The organism is Allobosea sp., assembly GCF_035999205.1.
In the GTDB taxonomy this organism is placed as follows: domain Bacteria; phylum Pseudomonadota; class Alphaproteobacteria; order Rhizobiales; family Beijerinckiaceae; genus Allobosea.
Genome location: NZ_DASYHA010000021.1, coordinates 32,986 through 45,165 on the forward strand (window position 1 = coordinate 32,986; position 12,180 = coordinate 45,165).

Here is a 12,180-nt window from a genome sequence, read left to right on the forward strand (position 1 = left end):
GAGCGCGACGAAGCCGTTGGGCCTAGAGCTGCGACGGCAGGCCCTCATCCAGCGCTCCGCGCCAACTTCTCCCATTCGGGGGAAGGAAGAAGGCGTCTTACTTCGGTGCCAACGCCCGCGGCCTCACGCCCTTCACAGGCCCCGGCGGCAGTTCGCCCGAGTCCTGGGTGAACGACTTCAGATCCAGATTCGGCTTGCTTAGAAAACGATTCAAGCCGGCTACATAACCCTCTGGCAGAGACCAGTGTTTCGCGCTTTCGATCACGGTCTCCATATAGCCCGGTTTCGCCTTCCCGACCTCGCCGGAGCGGCCGATATAGACCAGCGCGCGCTTGGCCCCGCCGGGCACGATCACCGGCTGGCTGATCTTGACGTAGAGCCCGCTGGCCAGCTCCTCGAACTTGTCGAGGGCGCGGACATCGCCGAGCGAGCAGTCCCAGAGCACGCCATGGACCTCCTCGCGCGGGTCGCGGATCACCGAGGCGTACCCGTCGCGGGTGACGATGAAACGGTGGCGCGGCAGGCGGGCCAGGCCGAGCGCCCGCGAATTGGGACAGCGCTGCGCCATCCCGGCGGGGTCCATGTTGAGGCCGTAGGCGAAGTAGAGGGGCATGCGCTGATCGTCCTTGCTGGCGCGCGGCGGCGGCGGACATCCATGCGGGCTCGGCCGCGCGGAATCAACGGGCGATGAACGCTTGCCGAAGAACGCAACCTAAGGTAGTGATTACTAATGTGATGATATCAGGGGTTTTATTGCAGCCGTTCGAGTTTCCCAGGGGACGAGGGGGGAAAGATGCACACTAGACGTTCGGTTTCCGGCCTTGCGCTTGCTCTTGCCGCATCCGGCCTGCCGCTCTCGCGGGCGCTGGCGATCCCTGATCTCGCCGGGCCGCCGAAGCCGCTGAGCCTGGAGCGGGATGTTCCGACGATCGCGGAGGCCCTGGCGTCCGAGGTCGCGACGACCGGCGTCGGGACGCCGTATCAAGGCGAAGTGACGATGGGCAAGAAGGTGCTGGCGGGTGCACCGGCCTCGCAGCCCGGGCGCCCGGTCACGCCACTGGCGGTGGCGCAGTACTTCCTTGATGTCGGTGCCGGCAGGGTCGATCCGGACTGGGCCGGCTATGTCCAGGAATGGCCGGTGCGGGCCAATCCGGTGATACTCGGCTTCTTCGACGAGACGAGCTATCGGCGGCCGGCGGGCGACACGACGCCGTGGTGCGCCGCCTTCGTCAACTGGTGCATGCACCGCGCCTATACTGGACGGGCAGGGTCGGACGTGCTGGCGGGGACACGATCGGCTGCTTCGCAATCGTTCCTGAACTGGCCGGGCAGCATTCGCACCGACGATCCGAAGCCGGGCGATCTTTGCGTCTTCACCAATACCGGCGATCCCGCGCACGGGCATGTCGCCTTTCTGGTCGGCCGGAGCGGCAACTCCCTTTTCATCCTCGGTGGAAACCAGCGCTACCAGAGCGGCTACAACAGCGGCGAGGTCAACATCTCGCGCTTCAACGCCAATTCGCCGAGCCAGCCGCTGACGGCCTTCGTGACCGCCAAGGGGTTGCGTGGATGAAACGTTTCGTCGCCGCGCTGCTGCTCGCACTTGTCGCCGTTCCGTCGCGGGCGGCGGCGCAGGCCGATGCGTGCCCGGCGGCGAACTGGATCTTCGACATCGTCGAGACGAGGCCGGCGCCCGCGCCGCCGCTCAAACGCGGCCTCGCCGTGCCCGTCGACAAGCTCGGCAACTTCATCCTCAACGAGCACGCGCTCGAATTCGATGCGGCCACGTCCTCGCTCGCCAGCTTCACGCTGGTCCGGCAGAGCGATCCTCAGCAGCGCATCCCGCTGGCGTCGATCAATTCGGTCAAGGCCGGCCCGCTGGACTTCCTCATCGTCCATATCCCGGATGCGGTCGGAAAGGTCCATTACGCGCCGAGCTTCCGGGTCGTCGACAGCTTCGAGAAGCTGAGGGTGGTTTCGTCGCAGAGCAAGCGCGTGGTCGTCGCGGCTTCCAAGCGCGAGATCGTGGTGCCGGGGCGGGACGGCGGGGTGCGCTCGCTGGCCTGTCCGACGACGATCGAGATCATCAACATCCCGTCCTACATCCGTGGCGACAGCGGCAGCCCCATCATCGACGACGCCTGCAATCTGGTCGGCATCACCAGCAAGTTCGCGGCGGGCAAGGATCTGTTCCGGAATGCCGACAATTTCGCCCGGATCATGCAAGAGGTCGCCAAGCAGAAGGACGCCGCCGCCGACGCTGCGGGAGGGGCCGGCGTCGACGAACTGATGCTGGTGCTGGGCCGGTACGAGCAATTCTCGGCGCTGCTCGAGCGCACGGGCGACGTCTCGGTCGTCTCCGGCTACTGCATGCTCGCTTCCCATATCGCCATGGGCGGAGCCGTCGACCTCTATCAGCCCAAAGGCGGGTACAGCCGAGCGATGTTCGCCCGGCGCGACCGCGACTTCGACGCGACGCTGGCGGAGATGACGAAGCTGACGGACATCGTGCCGTTCGTGAGCGACGCCGTGCGGGCTGTGAGCAACGGCAGCCGCCCCGAAATGCAGTTTGCGATCGCAAGCCTGCTCAAGCTGGCACATGCCCGCGGGATCAGCCTGGACACCGTCGACGACTTCATCGCGGGCCCGGAGGCCGCCGTCCGAACGCCCGTCAGCCCGGCCGCCGCGGGGGCCACCCCAGCCCCGGCGGCGCCGTCGGCGCCTTCGGGTGACGGCGCCGCAACCCGTGGACCGGATCCCGGCGCGCCCGATGCCGCCGCGGGCAGCGGCGCGGCGCCGACGGGTGGAACGGTTGCCGCACCGCAAGGCGCGTCAGCGGCGGGCTCCGCGCTCATCAAGCACACCGGCACGGTGTCTGATGCGGTCGTCGCCGCGGAAGGCCAGGTCAGCAAGGTTCCGGCCGAAATACCCCGCCTGCTCCTGCGCCTGTCGCCCGGCGAGCGTGTCACGCTTGCCGCCGAGATGGCGGAGATGGCCCAGGCCGTGCTTGCGCGGGCGGAGAGCATCGAACAGGTCGGCGCGGCAAGACGATTGGCGGATGGCAGCGTCGCCGTTGCCGCGCATGTCGCGGGCATGCAGGAAAGTGCCGAGGCGCGGCTGGGGACCAATGCAGCCGCCTATGCGACCATTGCCAAGGCGTTGTCCTTCTATTCCCAGGCCTCGGCGCTGGTGGCGGTCGGGGGGGCAGCCGACGGCGCCACGGCCCTGGCCGCCGCCAGGGAGCAGGCGAAGAGCCTGGTCGAAGCCAACGAGACCCTGAACATTGCCGTGGCGGAGGTGTCGGCGCGAGCGCTGCGACTGGACTGGCAGAATCCGCAGGCCTGGACGAGCTTCGCGCAATCGTCGAGCAATCTCGGCGATCATTTCGGTGCCCTCAAGGCCGCGAGCATCTCGGCAAAGAGCTGCAGGCCTGGCACCGCCTGCCCCGCTGCGGCGATCGCGGAGGCCGCACGGGCGCAGGCGCCGGCCCTGCCGGACGCCGCCACCGTGGGATCGCTCGGCGCCGCCGCCGCGTCCCCCTGGGAGGTCGAGGTCCTGTCGCCGGCCGAGATAACGCGGGCGCCCGCGATCAGCATCGACCAGAAGAAGGCTGTCGAGGCACTGCTGAAGGACGGAGCCTTCGGCCCCAACGCGATCGGCGTCTGGAGCAAGGCGGGTGCCTGCCCGTCTTGCCTGCCGGCACCGCGGCAACTGACCAGCATCGACGCCGTGATCGGCAAGCGCGGCATCCGCTTCTGAGCGCCGGGGCGCGAGGCGTCGAGCGGGGTGCCGGCTCCGCGCGGCATCACTTCACGCTGGCCGGGCCGTCACGCCGGCTTGTAGCGTCACTTCGTCTTCTCGAACAGCTCCCGCCCGATCAGCATGCGCCGGATCTCGCTGGTGCCGGCGCCGATCTCGTAGAGTTTGGCGTCGCGCAGCAGGCGTCCGGTCGGATAGTCGTTGATGTAGCCGTTGCCGCCGAGGAGCTGGATCGCGTCGAGGGCGATCTGCGTCGCCTTCTCGGCCGAGATCAGTATCGCGCCGGCGGCGTCCTCACGGGTGGTCTCGCCGCGGTCGCAGGCCTTGGCGACGGCGTACACATAGGCCTTGCAGGCGTTCATCATCACGTACATGTCGGCGAGCTTGCCCTGGACCAGCTGGAACTGGCCGATCGACTGGCCGAACTGCTTGCGCTCATGGACATAGGGCATGACGACGTCCATTGCCGCCTGCATGATGCCGAGCGGTCCGGCAGAGAGCACGACACGCTCATAGTCGAGGCCGGACATCAGCACGTTGACGCCGCGCCCGACGCTGCCCAGCACGTTCTCTTCCGGGACCTCGCAGTCCTCGAAGACGAGCTCGCAGGTGTCGGAGCCCCGCATGCCGAGCTTGTCGAGCTTCTGGGCGGTGGAGAAGCCCTTCATGCCCTTCTCGATCAGGAAGGCGGTGATGCCCTTCGAGCCGGCCGCCGGGTCAGTCTTGGCGTAGACCACCAGCGTTTCCGCGATAGGCCCGTTGGTGATCCACATCTTGTTGCCGGTGATGACATAGCGGTCGCCCTTCTTCTCGGCCCGCGTTTTCATCGAGACGACGTCGGAGCCGGCGCCGGGCTCGGACATGGCGAGCGAGCCGACATGCTCGCCCGAGATCAGCTTCGGCAGGTACTTCGCCTTCTGCGCCGCGTTGCCGTTGCGGGCGATCTGGTTGATGCAGAGGTTGGAATGGGCGCCATAGGACAGGCCGACCGAGGCCGAAGCGCGCGAGACCTCCTCGATCGCGACGACATGCTCGAGATAGCCGAGGCCGGCGCCACCGTCCTCTTCCTTCACCGTGATGCCATGCAGGCCGAGAGCGCCCATCTGCGGCCAGAGATCGCGCGGGAACTGGTTCGTCTTGTCGATCTCCTCGGCGCGCGGGGCGATCTGCTCCTGCGCGAAGCCATGGACCGCGTCACGGATCGCGTCGGCGGTCTCGCCGAGGTCGAAATTGAAGGGGCGGGGCGCGTTGGCGAGCATGGCGGATCCTCCCGGCAGATCGTTGGGAGCGAGGCTCCCCTTTACGCCGTTATAGCCGGGCCGGCGTCTCTGCGTCAGTGTGCAGGCACGCCCGGCGCGTCTGGGTGTCGGCGCGATGGCTGAGGCGAGATGTACGCGCTCGCCGGACTGGTCGAAGGGCGTTCCCTCGCTGCAGCATGCATGACATTGCGAAAGCCTCGCGCGCGGATTTAGGGTAGCGCTTCCACATCATCAGGCGGGAGCGCGCCATGAACGGTCGGAATGTCCTCGCAGCCGGTCTCGTCGTCGCGCTCGGAGGAGGCGCGCTGGCGCAATTCAAGCCGGAAGGCGCCTATCGCGAGAGTCCCGCCGTGGCGGAGCGCTATCCCGATCCGCAAATCGCCTTCACAACGCCGGCCTTCGCGCCGGGAAAGACCGATTTCACCAGCCAGGCCGAGATGATGAGGTTCCTGACGGAGCTGGCGGCCCGCGCACCGAAAATGACGTTGTCGATCGTCGCGAAGAGCCAGGAAGGGCGCGACATGCCCGCTTTGGTGTTCTCGCGCCACGGCCTCGACACGATCGGCAAGGGGCAGCGGCCAGTGGTGATGCTGATCGGCCAGCAACACGGCAACGAGCCGGCGGGCGGCGAGGCCATGCTCGTGCTGGCGGAGCGGCTCGGCGCCGGCACCCTCGCGCCCCTGCTCGATGCGATCGACGTCGTCATCATCCCGCGCGGCAATCCGGACGGGGCCGACCGCTTCCGCCGGGCCCTGGCCAACGGCATCGATGCCAACCGCGACCATACGCAATTGCGCACGCCGGAAATCCGGGCGATCGCCGAATTGTTCACCCGTTACCGTCCCGACATCGTCCTCGACTGCCATGAGTTTACCGTCGCCGGGCGCTGGGTTGAGAAGACCGGCGGGATGGTCAAGATCGACGGGATGATTCAGGCCGCGACGGTGCCGAATCTCGCGCCGGCCCTGAAGCAGGTCCAGGACGAGGTGGTGCTGCCGGCGCTGCGCTCGGCCTTCGAGGCGGCCGGCGTCAGCTATGACTGGTATCACACCACCGATGGCGCCAATCCGGCCTCGCCCGTGGCGATGGGCAGCATCGGCGCGGATACCGGGCGCAACATCGCCGGCCTGCGAAATGCGGTCAGCCTGCTGCTGGAGACGCGCGGCGTCGGGATCGGCCGGGCGCATCTGGGCCGGCGCGTGCAGGCCCATGTCGTCGCCTCCGAGGCCATCATGAAGCTCGCGGCCCAGCGGCCGGGCGATATCCTCGCTGCCACACGCAAGGCGGAGGCCGAGGTCACGGCGATCAAGCCGGGGACGCCGTTCGTGGTCACGGCCCGGCAGCGGCCGGAGCAGCGCTTGCTGACCTTCATCGATCCGGTGACAGGCCAGGACCGGCAGGTCGAGGTGACATGGCTGTCCTCCCTCGATATCGAGGCGACGATGATGCGGTCGCGTCCGGCCGGCTATGTGCTGCCGGCGAAGGCCGCCGCCGCGATCGAGGCCCTGCAGCGGCTGGGGCTGACGACTGAGACGGTGGCGAACGCCGCGAGGGTGCCGGGGGAACGCTACAGGGTCGTCAAGGTCGAGCTCGGCGCCAAGGAGGACGGGCGCGGCGACGATACCGGCGCCGGTCAGATCGTGAAGGGCAGCTATGTGGTCGAACCGGCCTCGGTCCAGCTTGAGCCGGGGGATGTCTATATCGGCCTCGACCAGCCGCTGGCGGCGTTGCTGCCGGTGATGCTAGAGCCGGAAAGCCAGACGGGGCTCGCGGCCAACAAGGTGCTTCCGGTGAGCGAGGGCGGCGTGCTCGACGTTCTGCGCATCACCGAGCGACCGGGGGCAGCGCTCGCAAAGCCGTGACGGTTCAGCCGCCGATCACGCCTCGGCGCCTGAGCAGCAGGAGCGTCAACAGCGCGGCGCCGAGGCAGGCGAGCGCGACGAAGCCGGCGCCGAGATCGGCCTCGACCCAGGGCAGGCCCTTCACATTGATGCCGAAGAGCCCGGTGATGAAGGTGGCGGGCAGAAAGAGCGCGGTCAGGAGGGAGAGCGCGTAAAGCTGGCGGTTGGTCTGGCTGGCGTTGCGGGCGGCCATCTCGTCCTGCAGCAACCGGGCGCGATCCTGCACCGACTGGACGTCGGTATGCGGACCCTCGATCCCTTGCAGCAAACGGCTTGCACAAGCCCTCATCGCGTCGGGCGCGCCGCGTCCGGAGTTGCCGTCGGCGAAGCGGCGGAGGAGCAGGTGCAGCCCGGCGAGCTGCCGGTGCAGGCGCACCGCCGTGCGCCTGATCGCGCCGATCCGGCTCGGTGCATCCTCGAAGCCGTCGGACAGGACGAGATCCTCGACGCTGTCGGTCTGGTCCATCAGGAGGACGACCGCATCGGTGACGTCGTCGATGATGAGCTCAAACAGGAGCTCGAAGAGGTCGGCGGTGCTGGCGACGCTTTCGCCCCGGTCCAGGGTCTCGGCCACGAGCCGGGTCGAGCGCATCGCCTCGCGCCGGCCGGTGATGACGAAGCGGTCGGTCACGATCCAGTAGAGCGCGCCCACCTCGCCGGAGTTGCGGTCGACGTCCCGGATCAGGTCGTGGGCGACGCCCCAGACCAACCCGGCCGAGTGATCGAGCCGCTGATGGGTTTCGCCCGAAAGGAAGACCTCCTCCGCCGTGGGAGAGAGCAGGCGCGATTGCTCGCCGATCCAGCTCTTGGCGCGGTTGTGGACGAGGTCGAGATGGATCCAGACGAAGCCCTGTTCCGGCGGCAGGGTTGGGATTTCCTCGCGCGGGACGATTTCGGCACGGCCGTCCGCGGCGAAGCGGTAGGCCCAGACGATGCCGGTCTTCGACTGCTCGTCGGCCCGGAAGGCGAAGGCTTGTGTCATGAGCTGGTGGCCGGTCGGGAAAAGGACGGCCGCGAGCCCTGCGCGCGCTGCGCGAAGGTTTTATGACGAAGCGCCTGCGCTGCGCCTCAGTTCTTCGCCTGCACCGTGCGGGAGGGGACGCGCCCCGGTGGCCGAGGCCCGTCGCTGCCGCCGTTCACGAGACGGGCAGGGGGCGTGGGCAGGGCGCGCGGGCCGGCAACCTGGACCTTCGGTTCGCCGCCGCGCCATTTGCGGGAGCCGATGTCGAAACGCCCCTCCCGCCAGGCGGCGAATTCGCGTTCGCTGCCGAAGAAGGCGTTGCGGTCGACGTCGCCGGTGATCCCGGGCACGCGGCCGGTCGTCGTGAACTGCCAGAACTCCCACTTCTCGCGATTGTAGCGGTGGCGCAGCGGGGCGGCGGTCGAGCGCAGCCAGTAGGGATAGTCGTTGAACTCGCCCTCGAGGATGTCCTCGTGGAAGTTGATGTCGGTATAGATGATCGGCTTCTTGCCGGTGTGCTCGTGCAGCGCGGCCAGCATGATCCGCATCTTCTCCAGCGCGTCCTCGCGCGAGACCTTGCGGGTGCATTGGGAATCGTTCTGCCATTCGACGTCGAGCACCGGAGGCAGCGCATCGGGATCGCGCGGGATATGGCGCTTTATCCAGCGCACCTGATCCTTGGCCGGGCGGCACCACCAGACGAAGTGATAGGCGCCGCGCGCGACGCCGGCCCTCTTCGCACCGGCCCAGTTCTGCCTGAAATTGGGATCGAGATGATCGCCGCCTTCGGTCGCCTTGATGAAGGCGAAGCGCGTGCCGGCATCCTTGACCTTCGCCCAGTCGATCTCGCCCTGCCAGCGCGATACGTCGATGCCCTGGATCGCCTGGCGGCGCGCGTCGCGGACGCCGTGATGGGGGGCGGAGTCGCTCTTCTTCGGATAGAGGGCGGCGGCAGGAGCGGCCAGACAGGTCAGCAGGCCGCAAAGTGCGATCGCACCGAGCGTGGCCCGCTCCAGAATCCTCGGTCGCACCGGCATCTCCTTGTCTCGCATCGCCTATCGAGATGCCGAGGGGATGGTTAAGGGCCGGTTAGAGTTTGCGAGAATGCGCCGGGCTTGTTTCAGCCTTGGTTAACCCCGGAGACGGTGCCGTAGCGTCGTTGTGCCCGAAGCTGAGGATCAGTCCGCCGCCGCCATCTCCTGGTCGGCCGGCTGGAAGGCGGACGCCATGGGAGAGACGCTGCCCGGAATCCTGGCGATGGCCGGCGCGGCAGGCCGTTCGGGCCCCGGGTTCGGCGGCACGCCCTTTTCCTTGTCCCAGCGGCGCGTGCCGATATCGAAGCGGCCCTCCCGCCAGGCGACGAACTCGCCGTCATTGCCGAAGAAGGCGTTGCGATCGACATCGCCCTTGATGCCGGGAATGCGGCCGGTGGTCGTGAACTGCCAGAAGGACCAGGGGCGGTTGGCGTAGCGCGTCTCGGGCAGCGCCGCGGTCGAGCGGATCCAGTAGGGGTAGTTGTTGAACTCACCCTCCAGCACGTCCTTGTGGAAGGTGATGTCGGTGTAGATCACCGGCTTCTTGCCGGTGAGCTGCTCCAGCTCCGTCAGCATCAACCGAATCTTTTCCAGCGCCAGTTCGCGGTCGATCTTCTTGGGGCAGCTCTTCGAGTGCCCGTTCCATTCGACGTCGAGCACCGGCGGCAGCGCATCGGGATCGTTGGGGATATGCTGCTTGAACCAGACCGCCTGCTCATGCGCCGGGCGGCACCAGTAGACGAAGTGGTAGGCGCCGCGCGGGATGCCGGCGCGGCGCGCGCCATCCCAGTTGCGCAGGAAGGCGGGATCGACATGGTCGCCGCCCTCGGTCGCCTTCATGTAGACGAAGCGGGTGCCGGCGCCCTTGACCGCGGTCCAGTCGATGTCGCCCTGCCAGCGCGAGATGTCGATGCCGTGGATCGGGTAGCGATGGGCCTCTGCCACGCCAGGGTGGGGGCGCGCATCGCCCTTGGCCGGATAGTGCCCTTCCATGGCGACGCAGCCGCCAAGGGCGGCGATCGCGACGGCGAGCGCAAGAGGGGCCAAGGATGAGGTTTGCATGCGGCGGGCGGTCATTGCCGCAAGATTGAGGAGAAAGCTTGACGACGGGTTTACGTTACCGGTTTTTCCGCAATCGTCAGCTCCGCTGGCGGGTCGGCCCTCCTGCCCGTCAAGCCAGATGCAGCAGCATCGTCGCGATGCCGAGGAAGGAGAAGAAGCCGATCACGTCGGTGATCGTGGTGACGAAGGTGCCCGACGAGATTGCCGGGTCGATGCCGGCCTTGTCGAGCGCCAGCGGCACGGCGACGCCGGCGAGTGCGGCGACGATCAGCGTCAGGACCATCGCCATGCTGATCACGATGCCGAGCATGACGCTGGAGAACCAGACGGCCGCCACGACGCCGGTGATCGCCGCGAAGGCGACGCCGTTCAGCAGGCCGACGATCATCTCGCGTCGGAAGAACCGGCCCATGTTCCAGCTTCCGAGGTCACCTGTGCCGAGCGCGCGCACCGCGACCGTCATCGTCTGGGTCGCGGCATTGCCGCCCTGGCTGGCGACGATCGGTGCGAGCACGGCCAGCGCCACGAGCTTGGAGAGCTGCGCCTCGAACATCGCCATAACCGATGCGCTGACGAAGGCGGCGATCAGGCTGATGAAGCGCCAGCGGAAGCGCCCGAGCGCCACCTCGCGCACCGAATCCGACAGTTCTTCGTCGGCATGCACGCCGCCGAGCTGCTTGACGTCGTCGTCGGCCGCTTCCTCGATCACGTCGACGATGTCGTCGATGGTGATCACACCGACGAGCCGGCCGGCGTCGTCGATGACGGGCGCGGCGATGAGGTTGTAGCGCTGGAACAGTCGGGCCACGTCCTCGATGTCGTCCGTCGCCTTCACGGCGCGGCTGTCCTCGTCGACGAGCTCAGAGACGGAGACGGGGCGCTTGGTGCGCAGCAATCGGTCGAGCCGGACAGTGCCGACGAAGTGGTGCGCCGGGTCCGCGACGAAGATCTCGAAGAAGCGCTCCGGCATGTCGGCCGCCTCGCGCAGATAATCGATGGTCTGGCCGACGGTCCAGAAGGCCGGCACGGCGACGACCTCGCTCTGCATGCGCCGTCCGGCGCTGTCCTCGGGATAATCGAGGCCCTGCTGCAGGATGATGCGCTCGGCCGGAGGGAGCTTGTCGAGAACCTCCTGCTTGTCGGCCTCATCGAGGTCTTCGAGGATGTAGACCGCGTCGTCGGTGTCGAGGTCGCGCACGCCCTCGGCCACCGTCTCGGCCGAGAGTTCCTCCAGGATCTCCTCGCGGATCGTGTCGTCGACCTCGGTCAAGGCGGTGAAGTCGAAGTCGCTGCCCAGCAGCGAGATCAGCCGGGGCCGCTCCTCGGGGTCGAGCGCTTCCAGCAGGGCGCCGAGGTCGGCCTCGTGCATGTCGGCGACGATTGCGCGCAGCGTCGTCAGGTCCGAGAGCAGCAGCGCCTGTGAGACCTGCTCGACGAGCCCCGCGTCGATCGCTCCGTCCTCGTCGCGAATCGGGCGCTCAAGCGTGTCTTCGGGAGCCTTGTGCGTGTCCGTCATCGGCCCGCTCCGCGATTCGCGATTCGAAAGGGGTGGTTTCGGCGATCTGCCCGCCGCCCTTGTGTCAGCGGGTTCGCGTTGTTGCAATGCAACGAAGCGCTTTCGTGGAGGAAAGCTGCGCAGGACAGGTTCCAGAAACACGAACGGCGATCCTTGCGGATCGCCGTTCGTCGGGCCGAGGCCCACAATCTGGTGCGGTCAAGAGGACTCGAACCTCCACGGGTCTCCCCGCTACCACCTCAAGGTAGTGCGTCTACCAATTCCGCCATGACCGCGGCGTCTCGAAGATCCCTGCGCGGTGGCGGAGAACTCCGGAGCGGCGCGGGTCTAGCAAATCGAATCCGTCGCCACAAGTGCCCTGAGAAGGAAAAGCGATCAGGCGGCCGCGGCGACGCTCTGAAGGGTGTAGACCGTCGGCCGTTTCAGCATCTGCGTGATCTCGACGGCGATCCTCGAGCCGTTGACGACGACGATTCCCTTGGCGAAGGGGTGATTGTTGGCGAGAATCTGGACCTCGTCGGTCTCGCTGGCGTTGAGCTCGATGATCGCGCCGCGCCCCATGCGCAGCAGCTTGTAGATCGGCATCCGGGCGGAGCCGAGCACCACCGTCAGTTCGACGCCTACGAGATCGAGATCGGCCTTCAAGTCCTGCCTCCGAAACCCTACTTCAGAATTCCACCAACGAAAC

At 67.5% G+C, this 12,180-nt stretch carries 10 protein-coding genes and 1 tRNA gene; 3 read left to right on the forward strand and 8 right to left on the reverse strand.

Features of this window, described 5'->3' with window-relative positions:
- Positions 1–97 precede the first annotated feature (97 nt).
- Positions 98–613 (reverse strand): gamma-glutamylcyclotransferase family protein, encoded by a 516-nt coding sequence (locus VGN82_RS10815; RefSeq protein ID WP_327527029.1) that lies wholly within the window; start codon positions 611–613, stop codon positions 98–100.
- A 180-nt stretch (positions 614–793) separates the two neighbouring features.
- Here VGN82_RS10815 and VGN82_RS10820 point away from each other — a divergent pair, with 180 nt between their 5' ends.
- Together VGN82_RS10820 and VGN82_RS10825 are read left to right on the forward strand one after the other, a co-directional pair.
- Positions 794–1,573 (forward strand): CHAP domain-containing protein, encoded by a 780-nt coding sequence (locus tag VGN82_RS10820; protein WP_327527030.1) that lies wholly within the window; start codon positions 794–796, stop codon positions 1,571–1,573.
- Positions 1,570–3,759, forward strand: a complete 2,190-nt coding sequence (locus VGN82_RS10825) for a hypothetical protein (RefSeq protein ID WP_327527031.1) — start codon at positions 1,570–1,572, stop codon at positions 3,757–3,759. The genes VGN82_RS10820 and VGN82_RS10825 overlap by 4 nt, the downstream gene beginning before the upstream one ends.
- An 86-nt stretch (positions 3,760–3,845) precedes the next feature.
- Here the strand turns inward: VGN82_RS10825 and VGN82_RS10830 are convergent, their stop codons facing one another.
- Positions 3,846–5,018 (reverse strand): isovaleryl-CoA dehydrogenase, encoded by a 1,173-nt coding sequence (locus VGN82_RS10830; RefSeq protein ID WP_327527032.1) that lies wholly within the window; start codon positions 5,016–5,018, stop codon positions 3,846–3,848.
- A 248-nt stretch (positions 5,019–5,266) separates the two neighbouring features.
- On the opposite strand from VGN82_RS10830, the gene VGN82_RS10835 reads away from it, so the two are divergent.
- Positions 5,267–6,880, forward strand: a complete 1,614-nt coding sequence (locus VGN82_RS10835; RefSeq protein WP_327527033.1) for a M14 family metallopeptidase — start codon at positions 5,267–5,269, stop codon at positions 6,878–6,880.
- Positions 6,881–6,884: 4 nt separating this feature from the next.
- On the opposite strand, the gene VGN82_RS10840 is transcribed toward VGN82_RS10835, so the two are convergent.
- The 6 genes from VGN82_RS10840 to VGN82_RS10865 all read right to left on the reverse strand — a co-directional run bounded on the left by VGN82_RS10840 (position 6,885) and on the right by VGN82_RS10865 (position 12,137).
- The gene (locus VGN82_RS10840; protein ID WP_327527034.1) at positions 6,885–7,901 is read right to left on the reverse strand and encodes a CorA family divalent cation transporter; all 1,017 of its coding nucleotides are present in this window, start codon (positions 7,899–7,901) and stop codon (positions 6,885–6,887) included.
- Between the two features lie 86 nt (positions 7,902–7,987).
- The gene (locus VGN82_RS10845; RefSeq protein WP_414644264.1) at positions 7,988–8,911 is read right to left on the reverse strand and encodes a glycoside hydrolase family 25 protein; all 924 of its coding nucleotides are present in this window, start codon (positions 8,909–8,911) and stop codon (positions 7,988–7,990) included.
- Between the two features lie 147 nt (positions 8,912–9,058).
- Complete coding sequence (locus VGN82_RS10850) at positions 9,059–9,976, reverse strand: glycoside hydrolase family 25 protein (protein WP_327527035.1); 918 nt, start codon at positions 9,974–9,976, stop codon at positions 9,059–9,061.
- A gap of 109 nt (positions 9,977–10,085) precedes the next feature.
- Entirely contained in the window at positions 10,086–11,492 is a 1,407-nt protein-coding gene (gene mgtE / locus VGN82_RS10855; protein WP_327527036.1) for a magnesium transporter, read from the reverse strand.
- Positions 11,493–11,682: 190 nt separating this feature from the next.
- Positions 11,683–11,767: transfer RNA gene (locus VGN82_RS10860), tRNA-Leu, on the reverse strand.
- Positions 11,768–11,867: 100 nt separating this feature from the next.
- On the reverse strand, positions 11,868–12,137 hold the full coding sequence (locus VGN82_RS10865; RefSeq protein WP_327527037.1) for a FliM/FliN family flagellar motor switch protein: 270 nt from the start codon (positions 12,135–12,137) through the stop codon (positions 11,868–11,870).
- Between the last annotated feature and the right edge of the window lie 43 nt (positions 12,138–12,180).

Coding starts and splice junctions, on each gene's coding strand:
- VGN82_RS10815 (WP_327527029.1), bottom strand. CDS start 613: ATGCCCCTCTACTTCGCCTACGGCCTCAACATGGACCCCGCCGGGATG.
- VGN82_RS10830 (WP_327527032.1), bottom strand. CDS start 5,018: ATGCTCGCCAACGCGCCCCGCCCCTTCAATTTCGACCTCGGCGAGACC.
- mgtE (WP_327527036.1), bottom strand. CDS start 11,492: ATGACGGACACGCACAAGGCTCCCGAAGACACGCTTGAGCGCCCGATT.
- VGN82_RS10835 (WP_327527033.1), top strand. CDS start 5,267: ATGAACGGTCGGAATGTCCTCGCAGCCGGTCTCGTCGTCGCGCTCGGA.
- VGN82_RS10840 (WP_327527034.1), bottom strand. CDS start 7,901: ATGACACAAGCCTTCGCCTTCCGGGCCGACGAGCAGTCGAAGACCGGC.
- VGN82_RS10820 (WP_327527030.1), top strand. CDS start 794: ATGCACACTAGACGTTCGGTTTCCGGCCTTGCGCTTGCTCTTGCCGCA.
- VGN82_RS10850 (WP_327527035.1), bottom strand. CDS start 9,976: ATGCAAACCTCATCCTTGGCCCCTCTTGCGCTCGCCGTCGCGATCGCC.
- VGN82_RS10825 (WP_327527031.1), top strand. CDS start 1,570: ATGAAACGTTTCGTCGCCGCGCTGCTGCTCGCACTTGTCGCCGTTCCG.